The 18495-nt window shown below is 59.8% G+C and carries 22 protein-coding genes; 10 read left to right on the forward strand and 12 right to left on the reverse strand.

All coding sequences use genetic code 11. From position 1 onward, the window contains the following. The first annotated feature begins 1 nt into the window (after position 1). The 4 genes from HOC_RS16085 to HOC_RS16100 all read left to right on the forward strand — a co-directional run bounded on the left by HOC_RS16085 (position 2) and on the right by HOC_RS16100 (position 1857). Positions 2-313, forward strand: coding sequence for a DUF736 domain-containing protein (locus HOC_RS16085; protein ID WP_034789507.1), 312 nt, complete (start codon positions 2-4; stop codon positions 311-313). 17 nt (positions 314-330) lie between these two features. After that, entirely contained in the window at positions 331-711 is a 381-nt protein-coding gene (locus HOC_RS16090; RefSeq protein WP_084146396.1) for a helix-turn-helix transcriptional regulator, read from the forward strand. Positions 712-802: 91 nt separating this feature from the next. Further along, positions 803-1258, forward strand: a complete 456-nt coding sequence (locus tag HOC_RS16095; protein ID WP_035540505.1) for a mobile mystery protein A — start codon at positions 803-805, stop codon at positions 1256-1258. Beyond that, a complete protein-coding gene (locus HOC_RS16100) occupies positions 1258-1857 on the forward strand; it encodes a mobile mystery protein B (RefSeq protein ID WP_035540506.1) in 600 nt (199 codons plus the stop codon). Before HOC_RS16095 ends, HOC_RS16100 begins: the two co-directional genes overlap by 1 nt. Positions 1858-1884: 27 nt before the next feature. Here HOC_RS16100 and HOC_RS16105 read toward each other — a convergent pair whose 3' ends face one another. The 4 genes from HOC_RS16105 to HOC_RS16120 all read right to left on the reverse strand — a co-directional run bounded on the left by HOC_RS16105 (position 1885) and on the right by HOC_RS16120 (position 6908). Next, positions 1885-3159: a tyrosine-type recombinase/integrase gene (locus HOC_RS16105; RefSeq protein WP_035540508.1), complete on the reverse strand. Its 1275-nt coding sequence runs from the start codon at positions 3157-3159 to the stop codon at positions 1885-1887. 295 nt (positions 3160-3454) lie between these two features. Then, positions 3455-5017: a glutamine-hydrolyzing GMP synthase gene (gene guaA, locus HOC_RS16110; protein WP_035540510.1), complete on the reverse strand. Its 1563-nt coding sequence runs from the start codon at positions 5015-5017 to the stop codon at positions 3455-3457. A gap of 128 nt (positions 5018-5145) precedes the next feature. Continuing rightward, complete coding sequence (locus tag HOC_RS16115) at positions 5146-5604, reverse strand: hypothetical protein (RefSeq protein WP_035540513.1); 459 nt, start codon at positions 5602-5604, stop codon at positions 5146-5148. Next, entirely contained in the window at positions 5601-6908 is a 1308-nt protein-coding gene (locus HOC_RS16120) for an RsmB/NOP family class I SAM-dependent RNA methyltransferase (protein WP_035540514.1), read from the reverse strand. The genes HOC_RS16115 and HOC_RS16120 overlap by 4 nt, the downstream gene beginning before the upstream one ends. Positions 6909-7027: 119 nt before the next feature. Here HOC_RS16120 and HOC_RS16125 point away from each other — a divergent pair, with 119 nt between their 5' ends. After that, positions 7028-7330: a DUF1330 domain-containing protein gene (locus HOC_RS16125; RefSeq protein ID WP_035540515.1), complete on the forward strand. Its 303-nt coding sequence runs from the start codon at positions 7028-7030 to the stop codon at positions 7328-7330. A gap of 5 nt (positions 7331-7335) precedes the next feature. Here the strand turns inward: HOC_RS16125 and HOC_RS16130 are convergent, their stop codons facing one another. Further along, complete coding sequence (locus HOC_RS16130; RefSeq protein ID WP_051624999.1) at positions 7336-8247, reverse strand: NAD(P)/FAD-dependent oxidoreductase; 912 nt, start codon at positions 8245-8247, stop codon at positions 7336-7338. 166 nt (positions 8248-8413) lie between these two features. Here HOC_RS16130 and HOC_RS16135 point away from each other — a divergent pair, with 166 nt between their 5' ends. Beyond that, positions 8414-9034 carry a GNAT family N-acetyltransferase gene (locus HOC_RS16135; RefSeq protein WP_035540516.1) on the forward strand — a complete coding sequence of 207 codons (621 nt, stop codon included), beginning with the start codon at positions 8414-8416 and terminating at the stop codon, positions 9032-9034. Positions 9035-9071: 37 nt separating this feature from the next. Here the strand turns inward: HOC_RS16135 and HOC_RS16140 are convergent, their stop codons facing one another. After that, complete coding sequence (locus HOC_RS16140) at positions 9072-9578, reverse strand: DUF6680 family protein (protein WP_035540518.1); 507 nt, start codon at positions 9576-9578, stop codon at positions 9072-9074. A 141-nt stretch (positions 9579-9719) separates the two neighbouring features. Further along, positions 9720-11177: an IMP dehydrogenase gene (guaB, locus tag HOC_RS16145; RefSeq protein ID WP_035540519.1), complete on the reverse strand. Its 1458-nt coding sequence runs from the start codon at positions 11175-11177 to the stop codon at positions 9720-9722. Positions 11178-11419: 242 nt separating this feature from the next. On the opposite strand from guaB, the gene HOC_RS16150 reads away from it, so the two are divergent. Continuing rightward, complete coding sequence (locus tag HOC_RS16150; protein WP_051625000.1) at positions 11420-12745, forward strand: serine hydrolase domain-containing protein; 1326 nt, start codon at positions 11420-11422, stop codon at positions 12743-12745. A gap of 13 nt (positions 12746-12758) precedes the next feature. Here HOC_RS16150 and HOC_RS21475 read toward each other — a convergent pair whose 3' ends face one another. Continuing rightward, a complete protein-coding gene (locus HOC_RS21475; protein ID WP_051625001.1) occupies positions 12759-13184 on the reverse strand; it encodes a hypothetical protein in 426 nt (141 codons plus the stop codon). Next, positions 13181-13591 carry a GFA family protein gene (locus tag HOC_RS16160; protein ID WP_035540520.1) on the reverse strand — a complete coding sequence of 137 codons (411 nt, stop codon included), beginning with the start codon at positions 13589-13591 and terminating at the stop codon, positions 13181-13183. Before HOC_RS16160 ends, HOC_RS21475 begins: the two co-directional genes overlap by 4 nt. 141 nt (positions 13592-13732) lie before the next feature. Between HOC_RS16160 and HOC_RS16165 the strand changes: the two genes are divergently transcribed. Further along, positions 13733-14026 (forward strand): dodecin family protein, encoded by a 294-nt coding sequence (locus tag HOC_RS16165; protein WP_051625002.1) that lies wholly within the window; start codon positions 13733-13735, stop codon positions 14024-14026. Between the two features lie 72 nt (positions 14027-14098). After that, entirely contained in the window at positions 14099-14308 is a 210-nt protein-coding gene (locus tag HOC_RS16170; RefSeq protein WP_035540521.1) for a dodecin, read from the forward strand. Positions 14309-14316: 8 nt separating this feature from the next. Here the strand turns inward: HOC_RS16170 and HOC_RS16175 are convergent, their stop codons facing one another. Both HOC_RS16175 and HOC_RS16180 read right to left on the reverse strand, forming a co-directional pair. Further along, on the reverse strand, positions 14317-15021 hold the full coding sequence (locus HOC_RS16175; protein ID WP_035540523.1) for an RlmE family RNA methyltransferase: 705 nt from the start codon (positions 15019-15021) through the stop codon (positions 14317-14319). After that, positions 15011-16144 (reverse strand): Ppx/GppA phosphatase family protein, encoded by a 1134-nt coding sequence (locus tag HOC_RS16180; protein ID WP_035540554.1) that lies wholly within the window; start codon positions 16142-16144, stop codon positions 15011-15013. Before HOC_RS16180 ends, HOC_RS16175 begins: the two co-directional genes overlap by 11 nt. Before the next feature lie 224 nt (positions 16145-16368). Here HOC_RS16180 and hspQ point away from each other — a divergent pair, with 224 nt between their 5' ends. After that, positions 16369-16647 carry a heat shock protein HspQ gene (gene hspQ, locus HOC_RS22720; protein WP_051615695.1) on the forward strand — a complete coding sequence of 93 codons (279 nt, stop codon included), beginning with the start codon at positions 16369-16371 and terminating at the stop codon, positions 16645-16647. Between the two features lie 20 nt (positions 16648-16667). On the opposite strand, the gene HOC_RS16190 is transcribed toward hspQ, so the two are convergent. After that, positions 16668-18443 (reverse strand): SLC13 family permease, encoded by a 1776-nt coding sequence (locus tag HOC_RS16190; protein WP_035540524.1) that lies wholly within the window; start codon positions 18441-18443, stop codon positions 16668-16670. Positions 18444-18495 lie beyond the last annotated feature (52 nt).

The raw sequence follows: 18495 nt of genomic DNA on the forward strand, positions 1-18495 counted from the left end.
GATGGCAACAATTGGTACCTTCAGCCAGAAGGACGGCAAATGGACCGGGACGATCCGGACCATGACGATCAATGTGAAAGCGCAGATGGTGCCGGTTGCCGAACCGGCAGAAGGCGGGCCGGCTTACCGCATCTTCGCAGGCGGCGCCGAGCTAGGTGCGGCCTGGCAGGAAGAGAGCAAGGATGGCGAAACCCCCTACCTCGCCGTGAAGCTGGATGATCCGGGGTTCGACAAGCCAATCCGGGCTGCCTTCTTCGAGAAGGAAGAGGATGGGAGCGGCGTGCTGGTCTGGAACCGGCAGAAGCTGAACTGAACCGGAGACGTGTCGTCATGGGATATGAATTGCGGACAGGCGGACTGGAGTCGCTCAAGGACCTCGCAAAGGATGTCTATTCCTTTGGTCCGGGGCCCGGGTCCAACGCGAAATCGTCCCGTGACGACACCTTTCGCCAGCTCATCGCCAACAACAGGACCGTGCGGCGCCCCGAATTGCGCAAACTCGTTCCCCTGTCTGACACGACGATCTACGAACTTGAACGTCGGGGGAAATTTCCAAAGCGCTTCTACCTAACACCCAAATGCGTCGTCTGGCCGCTCAAGGACGTGCTCGAATGGATCGAGGAGCGTCGGCGTATTACTGAAGACGGGCGGCCTGAAAACACGCCTGTTCCCGACGTTCATCAGCGGAAGAGCCGCCCGACATGTAATTGAGCGCCACAAAACAGGTAGCGGCCTGTTTACAGATTATTATAAATAAGGATATAGCCTGTTTTTCGAATCTTAAAAAACAGGTTGCAGCCTTATGAAAAAGACCCGCCAACGCTCGCGCCAGGCCCTGGACCAGCGTTTCTCGACCATTCGGGAAGCGGTAGATTTTGCGCGGCCAAAGTCAGGTTGGGTACGGACGCTTCGGGAGGCGCTGGGCATGACCCGTATCCAGCTCGGAAAACGCATGTCGATCACGCCGCAAAGTCTTGCTGACATCGAACGCTCTGAAACCGAGGGGAAGATCCGCTTGGAAACGCTTGAACGTGCTGCCGACGCGCTTGATTGCGAAGTTGTCTACTTCCTCCTGCCGCGGGACCGGTTAGAGCAACGCGTCATGAACCGCGCCCGTGAAATCGCGGCGAAACAGATCCGAGCCATCTCTCATACAATGGCCATGGAAGATCAGGCTGTGTCTGACAAGGAACTGAATGAGCGGATCGACCGGTTCATACGAGAGAGCCTCGATGAGCGCGACCTCTGGGAGTCCTGATGACTGACCTGTTTCAGGAACCAGACGACGCAACGCCCCTCGATCCTGACGAACGGGCAGGACTTCTGCAGGACTGGATCGCAACACGCGCTGAACTGAACGCTGCAGAGCAGGACAATATCGATACCGCCGCCGCCTGGGTCTTCCGGCGGCGGCGCGCACCCATCCTCAGCGTCGAATTCACGAACGACCTGCATCGCCGGATGTTCAATGACGTCTGGGCGTGGGCAGGCACTTACCGCGCGACCGAACGCAATGTCGGCGTCGCGCCTTATATGATCGGCGTCCAGATGGCCCAGTTATTCGACGACGCAAATTACTGGGTCGACCACGAGACCTATCCCGCCGACGAGATTGCAGTTCGCCTGCACCACCGGCTCGTCGCCATTCACCCTTATCCCAATGGGAACGGGCGCCTTTCTCGCATGATGGCCGACCTCCTGATCCAACGCTTGGGCCAACCAGCCTTCAGCTGGGGCAGCGAAGTCCTAGGTGGCCAGATTGCTGACATGGGCGAGCTCAGACGCCAATACATTGCAGCCCTGCGTGCGGCGGACCGCCATGACATCACTGCCCTGATGGAATTTGCACGGTCATGAGGCCAACATTGGCGCTTGCGAGCAAGATTATGGATCGAATTTAGGATCAAGCTGGAGATCAAAACCCAATTCAGCCGATGCCGGCGGCGTAAGCACCGGTTGCCTTTGATGCCCTTGTGACCACGCATCGATTGTGTCCGCCCATTCCTGCATCATGTGACGCCGGCCATCGGCATACTCGGCCTTGTTATAGACACCGCGTGACGTGCGACGGTCTTCATGGGCGAGCGCCTTTTCGACCCAGTCCCGATTGAAGCCGAGCTCATTGAGGAGCGTAGATCCTGTGCGCCTGAGATCGTGCACCGTGAACCGTTCAAGCGGCAGGCCCGCTTCCCCCGCCGTTTCCCACGCCGCCGTTGTCAGCCGATTAAGCGTCGCATTGGAGATCGGCTTGTAGCAATCATAGCGGGAGGGCAAGACGTAGCGCGATCCTCCCGCACACGTCTTGAGCGCCACAAGAATATCAAGCGCCTGACGTGACAGATATACATTGTGAGGCAGTCCCGTCTTCATCCGCTCCTTCGGGATAGACCAGACCGCGTTCTCGAAACTGATTTCGTCCCAGGTCGCCAAGCTGACTTCGGATTTCCGCTTCATGGTAAGCAAGATGAATTTCAGCCCGAGCTTGAGGGTTGGCGTCGCGATCAGCTCCTCGAGCACGCTGTAGAAGATTCTGATCTCGAGCGGTGAGAGAGACCGGTCCCGCGGGCGCACTTTGGCGATAGAGACCGGCGCGATTTCGTCGGCCGGATTATCGACTTTCACGCCATGCAGCCTGGCATATTTGTAGATAAGGTGGACAAATTCCCGAACGTGAAGCGCCGTAGACGGAGCACCGCGCTTCTTCACCTTCTCGCACAGGGCCCGGAGATCCTCAGGTGTAACCTCACTTAACAGGTAGCTCCCAAAAGTGGGAAGGATGTCCCTGTTCAGAATGTGCCGGCGCATGTCGCGCGTGCTTTCGGCCATGTCATCGCTTTCGATCCAGCGATTGGCCATCTCCGAGAACGAACCGGATTCCAGGAGACGGGTTTTTGATCGCTTTTTTTCCTTGGCCGGTGACACGCCCGCCTCGATCAGACGCTTTGCGTCCATGCATCTGTGGCGGGCCTCCGAGAGACTGATACCACCATGACCATAGCGTCCGATCGTGAGCGTCTCCCGCCTGCCGTGGATCCGGTAGTCCATACGAAAGGTCACCGTGCCGACAGTAGAAACGGTTGCGTACATGCCGTCACGATCCCCCACCTTGTAGACTTTTTTCTTTGGTTTCAGTGCCTTGATGGCAACATCCGTCAGCATCGCAATGTCCTTTCCGGGAAATTTTACCGTCACCCAAAAATGCGACGGTAAATTCCCATTTTTTTGATTATATTCAGTGATCTACGGCTCTGTTTTTACCGTCACCCCACATTTTGGCATGACGGTAAGTGCGAATTTAGCGGTATGTGCCGGGAACGCATACCGTCAGCCTTACCGTCATCGGCTCGTGTTTGACGGTAAAAAACGGCGATAGGAGTCGAAAGAAAAACGCCACTAAGCGTTTGAACTTAATGGCGTTTTTGAAAGATTTCGAAAGGTCGCGAGAATGATGAAATCATTCCCACTCAATCGTACCGGGCGGCTTGCTGGTCACGTCATAAACGACACGGTTCACGCCCTGCACTTCATTGATGATGCGCGTCGCAACGCGGCCCAGAAAAGCGTGCTCGAACGGGTAATAGTCCGCCGTCATGCCGTCCGTAGACGTCACAGCCCGAAGGGCCAGCACGGCCTCATAGGTCCGCACGTCGCCCATTACGCCCACCGTGTTCACCGGCAGCAGCACGCTGAATGCCTGCCAGATCTCGTCATAGAGACCCGCCTTCTTGATCTCGTCGATATAGATCAGGTCAGCCTTGCGCAGCGTGTCGGCCTTCTCGCGTGTAATCTCGCCGGGAATGCGGATGGCGAGGCCCGGCCCCGGGAACGGGTGGCGACCGATAAAGCTTTCCGGCAGGCCAAGCTCGCGGCCAAGCGCGCGCACCTCGTCCTTGAACAGCTCGCGCAGTGGCTCGACCAGTTTCATGTTCATGCGTTCTGGCAGGCCGCCCACATTGTGGTGGCTCTTGATCGTCACGCTGGGGCCGCCGAGGGCCGAGACACTCTCGATCACATCCGGATAGAGAGTCCCCTGCGCCAGGAAATCCGCGCCGCCGATCTTCTTTGCCTCTTCGTCAAACACGTCAATGAACAGACCGCCAATGATCTTGCGCTTCTTTTCGGGGTCCGACACGCCGGCCAGCTTGCCGAGGAACAACTCCGACGCATCCACATGGACCAGCGGAATATTGTAATGCTCACGGAACAGGCTCACCACCTGCTCACTTTCGCCATGACGCATCAGGCCATGGTCGACATACACGCATGTCAGTTGCTCGCCGATGGCTTCATGAATCAGCACCGCGGCCACGGAGGAATCAACGCCGCCTGAGAGGCCGCAGATCACCCTGCCCTTGCCCACTTGCGCGCGGATCTTCTCGATCGCCTCGGCGCGATAGGCCGCCATCGTCCAGTCGCCCTTCATGCCAGCGACACCATGCGTGAAATTGCGCAGAATCTGGCGCCCATGCGTCGTGTGCACGACTTCGGGGTGGAACTGCGTGCCGTAGAACTTACGCTCAGGGTCCGCGATGATCGCATAGGGCGCGCCCGGCGATTTCGCGATGACACCGAAGCCCGGCGCCATCTCGGCGACATGGTCGCCATGGCTCATCCAGACCTGCTCATGCTCGCCACTCTCGAGCATACCTTCGAGGAATGGATCATCGATCACTTTTTCGATGAACGCGCGGCCGAATTCGCGGCTCGTGCCGCCTTCTACGCGGCCGCCCAACTGGTGCATCATCACCTGCTGGCCGTAACAGATGCCTAACACCGGGATGCCCGCCTCGAAGATCGCCATGTCGGCCATTGGTGCATCGTCCCAATAGACGCTGGAAGGCCCGCCCGACAGGATCACGGCCTGCGGGTCGTAGGCCTCGACAAAGGCCTTGTCGACCTTGTTGAAAGGGTGGATTTCGCAATAGACGCCGCTCTCGCGCAGGCGCCGGGCGATCAGTTGCGTCACCTGGCTGCCGAAGTCGACGATAAGGGCGCGTTCGTGTCTTTGCTCTGTCATGGCGCCGTTTAGCTGAGTCCCGCCCTAGCGGGCAAGCCTCCAGTCGCTGCAAAGCGCGGAATCCGTCCATCAAACGGCGCAACTCACCTGTTTAAAGCGCTCGGCAATGCCAGATAGGCGCTAAACAGCTAGAAATCGCGCGCCTTGGCAGAGAGGATGGGACCGCCAGCCTGCCGCTCGATCCAGTTCGCAAGCCTCAGCGACACGAGTATCCTGATACGCGGCTCAGGCGCCGCCCGCAGTTCGCAGAAGGTCCAGAACAGGAATGTCCGCTCCGCGCGCACCAGATCATGCAGCGGTATACCAAGCGGCGGCTGGAACAGGCCAAAGATGAACCAGGCCTTCAGGATCAGCAGGCCGCTGTCCACCGTCACGTTCAGGCAGGCGCGGTAACGCACCAGCCGCCAGCGCGAATAGCCCATCATCGCGCTCTGGAAGCCCCGTGAAACACCCCGTATCTCACCGCGATAGGCATAATGCTGGCCCAGCCTTTGCCAGCCGGAAACCCGGCCAAGCAGCCAGATCACGCCACACCACATCGCGATGAACGCAACCGGGAACAGCGTGATGGCCAGAACGACTGTCATCCCGCGCGGCGCAGCACGGCGAAGAAGAACCCGTCCGTCCCTGCCCGGCGCGGCGTCAGGCGTACGCTGCCCGTCGGCATACGGAAGCGCTGCACCACATTGGCGCCCTCATCCGTCAGCAGGCCTGAGGCAATCGCCGCCCCGGCGGCATCTTCCTCGGTGAACTCAGGGTGCATGCTGAGGAACTCGGCCACGCGGTCTTCATCCTCTTCCATCAGGAAGGAACAGGTCGCATAGATCATCCGCCCGCCAGGTTTCACGAATTCGCTCGCCTTGGCGATGATCTCCGTCTGCTCGGACATCCGCTTTTCCAGCTGGCCCTGCTTGATCCGCCACTTGGAATCCGGCCGGCGGCGCCACGTGCCCGTTCCCGTGCACGGCGCATCGACGAAGACGCAGTCCATCTGCCCCGTCAGCGTCTCCAGTTGAACCGGCTCTGTCGGATGCACCAGCTGCACATTGTGCGCGCCGGACCGTTTCAGGCGCGGGATCAGCGCGCTGAGGCGCTTGCCGTCGATGTCATAGGCGAAGATCTGCCCCTTGCCCTTCATCTGGGCCGCCAGTGCGATCGTCTTGCCGCCGCCGCCGGAGCAATAGTCCAGCACCTGCTCACCCGGCTGCGCATTCGCAGCTGCGGCCGCAATCTGGCTGCCCGCATCCTGCACCTCAACCCAGCCCTTGGAATAGGCCGGAATGCTCTCCAGCGAAGCTTCGCGCTCGCTCGGGTCTTTTGCGGGAATATGGAAGGCATTGTGCAACAGGCGCGATTGCTCGGCCTTGGCGCTCTTCAGCGGCATCGAGGCCTTCTCGGCATCCACCTTCAGCGTGTTGACCCGCAGGTCCACGTCCGCGCGCACAGCCATGGCCTGCGCCTCGACCGTCGCTTCCTCACCGAACACGCGCGCCATCATCGGCGCCATCCATTCCGGGTAATCGCCCTGCACATGCGGCGGCGCGGACGGATCCGGCGCCATCACAAGATGCTCGCGCTCGCTCAAAGTCAGTTTCGAGGGCGCATGCTCCTCTTCCATCGCCGTGTCGATCTGACGGATATCCCAGCCCCAGGCAAAGGCCAGTGCCCCCAGCACCAGCGCCCGCGGGCTCTCGTCATCCATGCGATAGGCAATCGAGTTACGCTTGCGCAGCGCGTCCAGGACGAGCCCAGAGACCCAAGCGCGGTCCTTGCTGCCAGCATAGCGCGCCCGCTTGCCCCAGTCCCGGGCCGCCGACTTCACAGGCTGGTGCCGGTTCAGCACGTCCGTCAGGACATCAATCGCCGCCGAAATCTTACCGCCATTGCGCATTATTCTACCTCATTCTTGATCTGACGGACGCTTTACGCGCGCTTTCCCTCCAAGGAAACCAATAGACACTGGAATGTCTGCATTCTTAGATAGGGTCATTCAGGCAGGAGGGGCCCATCATGACCGTCTATATCGTCGCCCAGATCACAATTTCCGACCGTGAGACCTACGGAAAATACGAACAGGGCTTCATGCCGGTGTTCAATCTCTTCGACGGAAAGATGCTCTCTGTCGATGAGGCGCCCCACGTTCTTGAAGGCGACTGGGCCTGCACGCGCACCGTCCTGGCCGAATTTCCCGACAGGGATATGGCGCTCGCCTGGTATAATTGCCCCGAATACCAGGCCATCCTCCCCCACCGACTCAAGGGCGCGAAGGCCCATATCGCCATCCTGAACGGATTTCCCGCGCCAGCGGCCTGATCGCCTCAGCTTCGGCCGTTTTCCAGCACGCGCAGCGCCATCGCACGGCCGCTGGCCACAGCATCCGACGCCAACGGTCCCAGGGCCCAGTCTCCGCCTGCCAGCAGTGTGCCCGCGCCATTGACCACAAAGGGCTGGCCCAGCGGTCGGTCCACCCGCGCATACCGCCACCGATGCCCCGCCACATAGTCCGGAGCACCCGAAAGCCCTGTCGCCGCCATGAAGGCCTTCAGCAACAGGCTCGCCGCCGCATCCTTGTCCAGCTCAAGATGGGCGACCGACCACGCGATAGAAGCATGCACGGTCCACCGCTCCGTCGCAATCTGCCCCGGTTTTGACAGCATCGGAATGGCCATCGCCAAGGGTTCCGTAAGCGTGAGCACATCTTGGGAAAGACCGCTCGGCGCATCAAAGCCAAGCAACAGGGTCCAGGCGGGATTCATGCGAACGTCCGCCAGAGCCTTCTTCATCCCCTCCTCATGCCCCAGCAATGCTGCGGCTTGTGGCGCAGGAACAGCCAGGATCACCGCCTCGAAGCCCGAATGCACACGGCTGTCAGCATCGGTCAGACTAAACCCGTCATCCGTACTGGCGACATCAGTAATGGAGATCTCGCGTTGCACATTGATCCCCTTCCCCAGATGGCGCGCCAATGTGCTCATGCCCGGAATGCCGATCCCGCGCGCATCCTGAGGCCCCTCTGCCCAGACACTCCCGCCTGCCGCCTGAGCCACATCCACTGACACGCCCGGTGCGCCATGATCAATCGGCCCCAGATCAGTCCTGCGAGTTGCCAGGCGCCCGCCTAGTCCGCGGCTCTTCTCGAAAACAACCGTACTCAGACCAGCCGCGTTGAGGTCACGCGCCGCGCACAGGCCCGCCAGACCGGCGCCAACGATAGCCACGCGTTGGATCATGCAATGCTCCTCTCCCTGCTACGAGGCTTCACCTAGGGCGCCCGCCCGCAATGTCCCGCTTTCTGTAGCAATTATTCAATGCGCGACCGCCAATTGCGCAAAAATGAAAGCTAGTCGTCGCTACTTATCTTACCTATACTGCCTTCATGCATAGGGGTTGGCAGACATGCAATTAGAGCTTCCGGACAATGTGCGCGCCGCGACGCAAGCTGACTGGCGCCAGCTCGGCGATATCACGGCGGAGGCCTTTTTCGACGATCCGGTGAACAAGTGGATCTTCGGCAGCAACCGCGCCATCAAGAGCACTTTCACGGTCCTCGCACGCGATATCTATCTGAAGAACGGCCTCTGCTACCTCGCTGGCGATGGCGGCGCGACCATGTGGTCCCGGGCAGATGCGAACCGCACCCCACCGCTGATGGCGATACTTTCAATCGCAGCTGGCGTTGCGCGCTGGGGTTCAAAAGGTGCTGTTGGCCGCGCCCTCAAGGCCGGTGAAGTGATGGATGCCAACCACCCGCACGAACCCCACATGTACCTCTTCTCCATCGGCACACGGAAGGCTGCGCGCGGCAAAGGGCTCGGCAAGGCCCTCATCCGCCCAATGCTTGAGGCCTGCGACCGCGACAGCCTGCCCGCCTATCTCGAAAACTCTAACCCCGACAATACCGGCTTCTACATGAGCCACGGCTTCGACCACATGAAATACTTGGAAGTCGGCCCCGGCGCCCCACCTTTGCAGGCGATGTGGCGCAAGCCGAAACGCAATTTCGCTTCGCAATCTTGAGACTTTAAGGAAACGCGCCAGTTTTACTGACTGTCCGCTAAAGCTCGTCGCCAGCTTTATGGGGTGACGTGCTATTTTCCTCTAAGGCTCGTGCAATAGCGGGAAGAGATTCCAGTGCGAGTTGGAGCCTTGTATCTCTCAATTCATATTCCCCAGATGAATAATTTAGAGCGCGAAGTTGAATGTGAGAAAACTTTAGTCCGCATTTCTTGGACATCTCTACGAGCATGTCTGAGACAAGATTTTGCAGATTTGGATCATCTCGCAATATGCGATTAGGCCCTTCAAGATAAAGCCGGAGCCGATCAAAAGCAGTGAGAACCAGTTTGTCCTGTGGGAAGACTAGTGGGACAATATTCATTATTTTACCGAATTCGGCTCGCGACGGATGCATCCGGTTCGCGACCAGATCCATCACCATCTGGACTTTTTCGCGCTTTTTTTCCTTCCTAGATTGAAGGTACATAGAGCCGACAATAGCCGATATTGGACCTATTATCGTGGCCGCCGAGATTGCTATTGTCTGAGCCCAGATCGGATCCATGGTTCACCTATGCAAGATAGTTGAACAAAAACAGACCATCGAATGGGATTACACGCAAGCTTTTGCAATGTGATTTCAAATTTTCTGTTAGCTGAATTCCATTGCACGGTGCAAAATTGCTGTCGCGGTATGAAAGGCTACCTACCCCCGGCTCACCGAATAGTTCGGCGCTTCGCGCGTCATCATCACATCGTGCACATGGCTCTCTGAGAGGCCCGCGCCGGTGATCTGCACGAACTCCGCCTTCTTGTGCAGCTCGTCGATATCCTTGGCGCCGACATAGCCCATGGCTGCCCGCAGGCCACCAACCATCTGGTGCAGGATCGGCCCGATCGGTCCCTTGAACGGCACCTGGCCCTCAATGCCTTCCGGCACCAGTTTCTCGGCGGCGGCATCCTTCTGGAAGTAGCGGTCTGCCGAGCCGCGCGCCATGGCGCCGAGGCTCCCCATGCCACGATACGCCTTGTAGCTGCGGCCCTGGTAAAGGAACACTTCGCCCGGCGCTTCTTCCGTGCCGGCAAACATGCTGCCCATCATCGCTGTCGCCGCACCAGCGGCCAGCGCCTTGGCAAAGTCGCCCGAGAACTTGATGCCGCCATCGGCGATGATCGGAATGCCCGTCTTCGCGCCAATGTTAGCGCACTGCTCAATGGCCGTCAGCTGCGGCACGCCTACGCCCGCCACGATCCGCGTCGTGCAGATCGAGCCCGGGCCGATACCAACCTTCACGGCATCCGCGCCCGCATCGATCAGCGCCTTGGTTGCTTCGGCTGTTGCCACGTTCCCGGCAATGATCTGCACCGAGTTCGAAATCTTCTTCGCCCGGCGCACAGCGTCCGCCACGCTGATCGAGTGGCCATGCGCCGTGTCGATTACTACCGCGTCGACGCCCGCCTCGATCAGCGCCATCGTGCGCTCATAGCCGGCATCGCCCACGGTCGAGGCCGCTGCCACGCGAAGGCGGCCCGCCGCATCCTTGGCCGCGTTGGGGTTCACCGCCGCCTTGTCCATGTCCTTCACCGTCAGCAGGCCGATGCAGCGTCCGTCATTGTCGACGATCAGCAGGCGCTCGATCCGGTGCTTGTGCAGCAGTGCGCGCGATTCCGACGGCTCTGTGTCCATCTTCACGGTGACGATCTCGCGTGTCATCAGGCTTGCAACTGTCTCGTTCAGGTCTTCAGCAAAGCGCGTGTCGCGGTTCGTGATGATGCCGACAACCTTGCCGTTCTTCTCAACCACAGGGATGCCGGAAAACCCGGTCCGCTTCTTCAGTTCGCGCAGCTCGCCCAGTGTCGCGGTCGGCGAGATCGTTACGGGGTTCATCACCACGCCGCTCTCGTATTTCTTCACCATGGCGACTTCGCCAGCCTGTTCCTCGATCGACAGGTTCCGGTGAATGACGCCGATGCCGCCCGATTGCGCCATCGCAATGGCCAAGCGCGCTTCGGTAACAGTGTCCATGGCAGCGGAAATAAGGGGGATATTCAGGCTGATGGACTTGGTCAGGAACGTCGAAACGTTCACATCAGCAGGTAAAACCTCGCTCGCGCCGGGCTGCAGAAGCACGTCGTCGAAGGTAATGGCTTGTCGGATTTTCATGTGGGGAGCTCCCTTTTTGGCCTAGTAAGGGAGTCGCAGGGTCTTGTGAAGGGGGTAGTTTCGTCACAATTGCAGAACAATCACTCTGCGCTGCAATTGGGTTCGGCGAGCGGCCTGTCAGGGCATATCCTGATGTGAAGGCGCCCACATCTCTATCGGTGCGTGAATTTGTTCCGCTGCAAGGATTGAAGTCCTCCCCCTTCCCCATTAGCGAGACAGGGTGAATTTGGGAAGGCAAGGCCATGACACGTAAAACGCTTCTGCGCATTTGCAGCGGGCTCCTGCTCATTTCAGTTGCGGCCTGTGGCGCGCAGGATAGCAAGCCAAAAGCCGACGAGCAGGCAGTTGAACCGCTTGTCGTCGAAGCCCCCAAGTCCAATCCGGAAGACTCTTTCTTCACGCCCATTCTCGACAAACTGGATGACAGTCTCGCCGCCTCGGTGAAGAGCGGCCGTGTCGCCAGCCTCTCCTATACATTGATCAAGGACGGTGAGCGCGTCAGAAGCGGATTTATCGGCAGCCGCACACTCGAGGGCGAGGAACCGGTCAGCGACAAGACCATCTACCGCATCTATTCGATGACCAAGCCTGTCACGGCCGTCGCGATCCTCATGTTGCAGGAAGACGGCGAGCTCGACCTGGATGACCCGATCACCAAATACCTGCCGGAAATGAAGTCTTTGCAGGTGGCAAATTCCCCCGGCAGCGCCACCAAGTCAGCGACGCACCCGGTCCCGCAGCCGCCCACCATCCGCCAGCTCCTCACCCATACGGCGGGCTTCGGCTATGGTGACGGCAAGCAGGACTACATCAATCGCCAATTCACGGAACGCAAGGTCCTGGCCGCGCCATCCATGGATGAAGTCGTACGCCGCACGGCCGCCATCCCGCTCAAATACGATCCCGGTACGGCATGGTCCTATTCCATTGCCTCCGATCTTCAGGGCGCCATCATTGAACGCATCACGGGCAAGTCGCTGGGCGACTTCATGCAGGAGCGCATCTTTGGTCCCCTGAAGATGACGGATACCGCATTCTACGTCAGCCCTGAGCAGAAGGCCCGCCTCGCCGACGCCACCGCATGGACGCCTGACACCCCGATTCACCTCGTTGGAGGACCGCTCGCCAAAATGGACCGCGCCAGCGTGCCGGTTGATTATGGCGGCCAGGGCCTTGTCTCGACCCTTGCAGACTATGAGCGCTTCGCCCTCATGCTGCTCAACGACGGCACGCTGGACGGGCAGACCTTGCTGAAGCCGGAATCTGTCACGCTCCTGCGCACGAATGCCTTGCCGATTGTCGATCCCGAGGCCCCGCAGACCATGTTCAAGCGCAAGGCCGGCACAGGCTACGGGTTCGGCGTCGGGGTCGTGACCGATACAATTCAGTCCGGCCTTGCGGCGCCCGAAGGCACCTACTTCTGGGACGGCGCCAGCGGAACCTGGTTCTGGATCGATCCCAGGAACAAGGTCATCTTCATTGGGCTGCAGCAGAATTTCTCGCCTGCCGGCGTCAACATGAGAGCGTCGTCCATGCGCAGCGTCTATCACGCGATCTATAGCGAATAGCGCTCCGCCAGCTTCAGTCGACGCAGATTGTGTATTGGGCCATCCCGTCATTGACCTCCGAATAGCAGCCGAACGGGCTGTCATTGGCTTGGCATATGCCATCCTCGGTCGGCTGTCCCATCTCATCATCCGAGTCGGCGGAGAGGAGGCAGCGGCCTTCACAATCTTCCGTTCCCTTGCAGGCCTGTCCGGCGTCCGCATAGGGCCGAACGCACTGGTCATAACCAAGCATACCGCCCGGCCCGACCTCGCCTCCGGCCGCTTCACATGCCGCGCGCTCGGCTTTCGTGGCCCGCTTTCCCTCAAACCGGATCTTCTCATGCCCGGATGCAGCCATTGGCGCCGGTCCTTCCGCCGCCCCGTCCATGTCCGTGCCGCCCATGCCAGTACAGGCGCCCAGCAATATCATCGCGGTTGCCCCCGCCAGCAGCGCCCTCATTGACCGGGCGCCTTGTCGAACACGGGGATGCCCTCGGGTTTTGCGTGAAAAGGCTGAGCGTCGCACATGTAGATGGCCATCTGCGCCATTCCAAAGTCGGCGGGATTGTCGAGCGTGCCCGCCTTGAGCAGGTATGCGCCCGGCATATACGGGCTTTCTGACCACAAAGGGGTCCCGCAAGTACCGCAGAACGACCGCTTAACGGGCGCCTCAAGGTCGCTCCGGGCATAAGTGGCGGGCTCGCCTGATGTCAGCTGGAACGCTGCGGCAGGCACGCCAAACACCATGTTCGGCTGTCCACCCGAGTAATACTGGCACTCACGGCAATGGCATTGCCCATTGAAGATTGTATCACCGTCAACCTCATAGCGCACCGCGCCACAATAGCACCCACCTTTGGCTTTCATCCTGATCTCCCTGTTCTGTAGTTAATATTGTGGCTTGATTGGTTAAGCACGGCAAGGCAGCGCCAGATGGAACGAATGGCATGCCCGATGCATAGAACCAATGGAGGGATAAACGCGTACATGAACTGAAAGGAGACTTGTTTGGCATCGACAACTTACACCACCCGCCAAATCACAGGCACGTCCGATATTTCAGTCGATGATGCGATAGCGCGCGCTCTTAATGTTGCGCGCCAACGCTTCAGCGAACCCGAATGGTTCGACGTCGTTACCGCCCGTGGCTTCCTCAGCAACGGCAATGTCTCGCACTATCAAGTCACCCTTGATCTCGGCTACGCGAAAGAGCGTGGAACCCTGGAGGATGACCGTTACTTCACAGCTGCCTGTTCCGGCCGCAAATCGGAAATGTACCATACGGTCGATCTGCGTCTCTGAGGCGTATATCCCGAAAGTTACGGAACATTCCGTCTGCTCAGACGATTGGTCTCCACAACAAGGAGGACCACCATGTCAGCAGATACCTACGCCATCACCAAGATCGTTGGCACATCGAAAACATCCATCGAAGACGCAATTGACGGCGCTCTGGCCACGGCCAGCAAGACCCTGCGCAGCCTCGACTGGTTCGATGTCACATCGACCCGTGGCTTCATTGAAAACGGCAAGGTCAAATTTTACCAGGTCACAATCGAGCTCGGCTTCAAATACGAAGGCTGATGTTCGGCCTAGCAGCGAAAGCCTTTGGCAATCACAAAAATCTCAGGGCTGCCCGCACGACTTGCGGGCGGCTTTATGTGCTTCACGGTCTTGAAGTTTGCTTTCAGCATGTCGAGCACATCCTTCGTCGTGCCCCCCTGGAAGACTTTCGAACAAAAGCTCCCGCCCGGGGCCAGATGCTCAACGGCAAAGGCCGCAGCCATCTCAACCAGCGCAACTGTGCGCAAATGGTCCGTCTGCTTATGGCCTGTCGTGTTCGCCGCCATGTCTGACAGCACGAGATCGGGCTTGCCGGTCAGGCCTTTCAGCATGCGCGCCACATCGTCAGGCTCGTTTACATCGCCCTGGATGATATGCGCGCCCTCGACCGGATCGACCGGGAGCAGGTCAATGCCCACAACTTCCAGCGCGCCCTTGGCGACCGCGACCTGCAGCCAGCCACCCGGTGCGCAGCCAAGGTCGACAATGCGCTGGCCGCGTTTCAGCAGGCCGATCTTCGTATCTATTTCCAGCAGCTTGTAGGCCGCCCGCGCCCGGAAGCCTTCGTCCTTGGCTTTGCGCACATAGGGGTCCGACAGCTGGCGCTCGAGCCACTTCTTGGAACTGTCGCTCTTGGCGTGGTGGGCATGTATCTTGCGCTCGCCCGTCTGGCGTCCGGAAGTCCCTTCCTTGCCGGTCGGTCCCTTCCAGCGGCGCTTCTCTTCATCCGCCATCTTGTATGCCCTTCTGATCATCGCCGCCGGTCTGTGTTTGTCCGGGCTTGCGGCCCCGCCGTCCGCGCCGGCGCGGTTTCGGCTTCTTGGGCCCATACATCATCGACAGCAACAGGCCTTCGCGCAGGCCCCGGTCTGCAACACGCAGTCGGCCCGCCGGACAGGCTTCCCAAACCGCATCCACGATCGCGCAGCCTGACAGCATCAGCCCTGCGCGTTCATTGCCGATGGTCGGCAGTTTTATGCGACCATCCATGCCCACATCCCGCAGCAGCTTGATGGCAGCGAGGCCATCCTCCTGGCTCAGCCATGTTCCATCCACCTTGTCACGGCGATACCGGTCGAGCTTCAAGTGAACACCGGCCAGGCAAGTCACCGTGCCGGACGTGCCAATCATGTGTGCTTCGGATTCCGCCATGGCCTCACGCACGGCGGCGATACCGGGCCAGCTGGCAATTGTCTGGCGCGCATGGTCCAGCATCAGCGGATAGGCTTCCACCTCGTCCAAGTGCGCAAAGGCCTCCGACAGCGTTACCACGCCCAGCGGCAGGCTCGTCCAGTCAAGGATCGGGGCATGCTCCAGCAAGCCCTTGAACCCGTTCTCGCGTGCGGCCCGCGCATCGACCCATGACAGCTCCGTCGAGCCGCCCCCGATATCGACCACCAGCACGGAAGAAGCGTTCGGTTCGATCAGGTCATGGCACCCGATCGTCGCCAGCCGCGCTTCTTCCTTCGCTCCGATGATCTTGAAGGTCAGTCCCGTCTCTTCATGCACACGGCGAATGAACTCGGCGCCATTGGCGGCCTTTCGACAAGCCTCGGTCGCGATGCAGCGCACGCGGCCCACGCCATGCTGCTTCAGCTTCTTGCGGATGTTGCGGAGGGCATCAATGGCCCGTTCAATAGCGGCGTCAGACAGGCGGCCAGTCTCGTGCAGCCCCTCCCCCAGACGTGCAATTTGGGAATGCGAATCGACCACGCGAAACGTCTTCCCCCGTGGCTCAGCGACCAGCAGGCGGCAGTTATTTGTCCCAAGGTCGACGGCCGCAAAAAGCGGTGCCGTCTTTCCGTTGCGCTGGGCGCCTCGCTTTTCGCGGGTACCGGGCGCTTTTTTATCAGCCATGGTGTGGCCCAAATTGATGACTTGGGGCATTGTTATCACAGGAGCGGGAAATGGCTAGTGGACCAAACTTCTTCTCGTGGTTGAAAAACCCATTCAGGCGTCGGCGCAGGAAAACGCAGACAAAACCTCTCCTATTGATCAATCCGATTGACGGAAATCGTCGATACAACGCGATATCCCGGCACAATGCCAAGTTCCAGATCGGCCAGGTCGTCCGCCATCGCATGTTTCCCTTCAGAGGCGTAATCTTCGATGTGGACCCCCAATTCGCCAATACGGCGGAATGGTATGAGTCGATCCCCGAAGAAGTCCGCCCCCGCAAGGACCAGCCCTTCTACCACCTGTTCGCCGAGAATGAGCGCACACATTACGTCGCCTATGTGTCCGAACAAAACCTCCTGCCCGACGATTCCGAGACCCCGCTAACCCATCCCGAAATCCACGAATGGTTCACGCTGACGGGCCGCGGGACCTATGAACTCAAAAAGGGCGTCGCCAACTAGGCTCTGCCTCAAGCGTCCCCTCAGGCCAGATAGAAGAAATAGATCGCGACACTCGTCGCTACGCCGACGATCAGGTTCATGGGCACGCCGATCTTCAGGAAGTCCGAAAACCTGTAATTCCCCGCAGCATGCACGATCGTGTTCGTCTGATAGCCGATGGGCGAGGCAAAGCTCGCACTTGCTCCGAACATCACCGCCACGACCAGTGCGCGCGGATCAATGCCCAGCTGCGTGCCGATCCCGATCACCAACGGCGTCATGATGACTGCTACAGCCGCATTCGTCACCACTTCCGTCAGCACCGAGGTCAACAGATAGACCATCAGCACAAGCCAGAATGGCGAAGCCATCACCAGCACTGGCTGCAACACGCTGACAAGTGCCTCGACGCCGCCTGCCGACTGAAGCCCCTGCCCCACCATGAGCATCGCCACGATAAGCGTCAGAACGCCCGCATCCATCGCTTCGAACGCATCATTCAGCGTCAGGCATCCAAAGGCCAGAACGGCCCCCACACCGATCAGCGACGTGATCAGCAACGGCACGCCAAACACCGCTGAGGACAGGATCACCGCGACAAGTATGGCAATTGCCAGCGGCCCCCGCTTACGGCGGAACGGCTCCACCTTGAGCGAGGTGTCGACCACCAGCGCGCCTGATGCCGCAAGGTCGCGCAGCTCACCGGACGTGCCATCAATGATCATCCGGTCCCCGGCCTTTACGCGTGCGCTGGCAAGATCGGGCCCCGGCAGGCTGCCAAAGCGGGTCAGCCCACGCACGGTCACCGCATGGCGCGACAGGTAGGTCATCTCCGAAACCCGCCGCCCGATATTGGGGTCATTCGGCGTCACCGTGGCCTGGGCGTGCTCTTCTGCGCCGCCTTCCAGCTGGCGCAGCTTGATACCGATCCGGAACAGGCCGGAATCCACCATTGTCAGCAATTCCTGCAGGTCCGCGCGCAGCGTGATCCGGTCCCCCGCCTTCAAGATGGATTCCTCATCCGCCACGGCCAGCCGCCGGTTACCGCGGAACAGCGATATGACGTTAATGCCTTTCTTCGCCAGTTCCGGCACATCTGAGACCAGCTTTCCGGCCGCTGGCGATTCCTCACGCACATAGACATCCGTCAGGTAGGAAGAATCGAGCGCAGGCCGCGCCACGTCGCCCTCTGAGCGCGGCAACAGCAGCCAGCCAAGCCCGAGCAGGATGACAAGCCCTGAGGCGAACGTCACAAGGCCAATTGGCGTAATCTCGAAAATGCCGAATGGCGCGAGACCATTTTCCTGCGCCACGCCCGCCACCAAAAGGTTTGTGGATGTACCGATCAGCGTGCAGGTGCCCGCAAGGATCGAGATATAGGACAAGGGGATCAGCAGCTTCTTCTCTGAAATCTTCAGCCGCTGCGACAACTCGATCACGATAGGCAGCAGGATGACCACGACGGCGGTATTGTTCACGAAGGCCGATGCCACCGATACAATCGTCCCCAGCAACAGCAGGGCCCCGACGGCCGACTTGTCCGCCACCTGCAGCACAGAGGCTGCCATCGCATCCAGCACGCCGGTACGGCGCAGCGAGGCCGCGAGGATGAACATGGCGCCAATCGTGATCGGCGCGCTGTTGGAAAAGGCCGAAAGGGCGCCTTTCTCATCGAGAAAGCCCAGCATCAGGAAGACGCCTGCCCCGACCATGGCCATAGCCGCAGCCGGCAGCCGCTCCATGAAAAAGCCGACAAACATCAGCCCGAGAATTGAAAGTGAAATAAGCGCAGCGTGGTCGGTCAAAAAGGCCTGCATTCATGTGTCCCGCTGTGTGAGGTGAGGTTCATACGCGTAGCTTCAGCGCTGG

Source organism: Hyphomonas oceanitis SCH89, from assembly GCF_000685295.1.
GTDB classification, from domain to species: Bacteria; Pseudomonadota; Alphaproteobacteria; order Caulobacterales; family Hyphomonadaceae; genus Hyphomonas; species Hyphomonas oceanitis.

What these genes read in the sequence shown, in the direction of transcription:
- HOC_RS16095 (WP_035540505.1), top strand. Translation starts at nt 803, where the DNA reads ATGAAAAAGACCCGCCAACGCTCGCGCCAGGCCCTGGACCAGCGTTTC.
- HOC_RS16150 (WP_051625000.1), top strand. Translation starts at nt 11,420, where the DNA reads ATGACACGTAAAACGCTTCTGCGCATTTGCAGCGGGCTCCTGCTCATT.
- HOC_RS16120 (WP_035540514.1), bottom strand. Translation starts at nt 6,908, where the DNA reads ATGCGCAATGGCGGTAAGATTTCGGCGGCGATTGATGTCCTGACGGAC.
- guaB (WP_035540519.1), bottom strand. Translation starts at nt 11,177, where the DNA reads ATGAAAATCCGACAAGCCATTACCTTCGACGACGTGCTTCTGCAGCCC.
- HOC_RS16135 (WP_035540516.1), top strand. Translation starts at nt 8,414, where the DNA reads ATGCAATTAGAGCTTCCGGACAATGTGCGCGCCGCGACGCAAGCTGAC.
- HOC_RS16085 (WP_034789507.1), top strand. Translation starts at nt 2, where the DNA reads ATGGCAACAATTGGTACCTTCAGCCAGAAGGACGGCAAATGGACCGGG.
- HOC_RS16105 (WP_035540508.1), bottom strand. Translation starts at nt 3,159, where the DNA reads ATGCTGACGGATGTTGCCATCAAGGCACTGAAACCAAAGAAAAAAGTC.
- HOC_RS16170 (WP_035540521.1), top strand. Translation starts at nt 14,099, where the DNA reads ATGTCAGCAGATACCTACGCCATCACCAAGATCGTTGGCACATCGAAA.
- HOC_RS16130 (WP_051624999.1), bottom strand. Translation starts at nt 8,247, where the DNA reads ATGATCCAACGCGTGGCTATCGTTGGCGCCGGTCTGGCGGGCCTGTGC.
- HOC_RS21475 (WP_051625001.1), bottom strand. Translation starts at nt 13,184, where the DNA reads ATGAGGGCGCTGCTGGCGGGGGCAACCGCGATGATATTGCTGGGCGCC.
- HOC_RS16175 (WP_035540523.1), bottom strand. Translation starts at nt 15,021, where the DNA reads ATGGCGGATGAAGAGAAGCGCCGCTGGAAGGGACCGACCGGCAAGGAA.
- hspQ (WP_051615695.1), top strand. Translation starts at nt 16,369, where the DNA reads ATGTTTCCCTTCAGAGGCGTAATCTTCGATGTGGACCCCCAATTCGCC.
- HOC_RS16180 (WP_035540554.1), bottom strand. Translation starts at nt 16,144, where the DNA reads ATGGCTGATAAAAAAGCGCCCGGTACCCGCGAAAAGCGAGGCGCCCAG.
- HOC_RS16190 (WP_035540524.1), bottom strand. Translation starts at nt 18,443, where the DNA reads ATGCAGGCCTTTTTGACCGACCACGCTGCGCTTATTTCACTTTCAATT.
- HOC_RS16090 (WP_084146396.1), top strand. Translation starts at nt 331, where the DNA reads ATGGGATATGAATTGCGGACAGGCGGACTGGAGTCGCTCAAGGACCTC.
- guaA (WP_035540510.1), bottom strand. Translation starts at nt 5,017, where the DNA reads ATGACAGAGCAAAGACACGAACGCGCCCTTATCGTCGACTTCGGCAGC.
- HOC_RS16140 (WP_035540518.1), bottom strand. Translation starts at nt 9,578, where the DNA reads ATGGATCCGATCTGGGCTCAGACAATAGCAATCTCGGCGGCCACGATA.
- HOC_RS16125 (WP_035540515.1), top strand. Translation starts at nt 7,028, where the DNA reads ATGACCGTCTATATCGTCGCCCAGATCACAATTTCCGACCGTGAGACC.
- HOC_RS16115 (WP_035540513.1), bottom strand. Translation starts at nt 5,604, where the DNA reads ATGACAGTCGTTCTGGCCATCACGCTGTTCCCGGTTGCGTTCATCGCG.
- HOC_RS16160 (WP_035540520.1), bottom strand. Translation starts at nt 13,591, where the DNA reads ATGAAAGCCAAAGGTGGGTGCTATTGTGGCGCGGTGCGCTATGAGGTT.
- HOC_RS16100 (WP_035540506.1), top strand. Translation starts at nt 1,258, where the DNA reads ATGACTGACCTGTTTCAGGAACCAGACGACGCAACGCCCCTCGATCCT.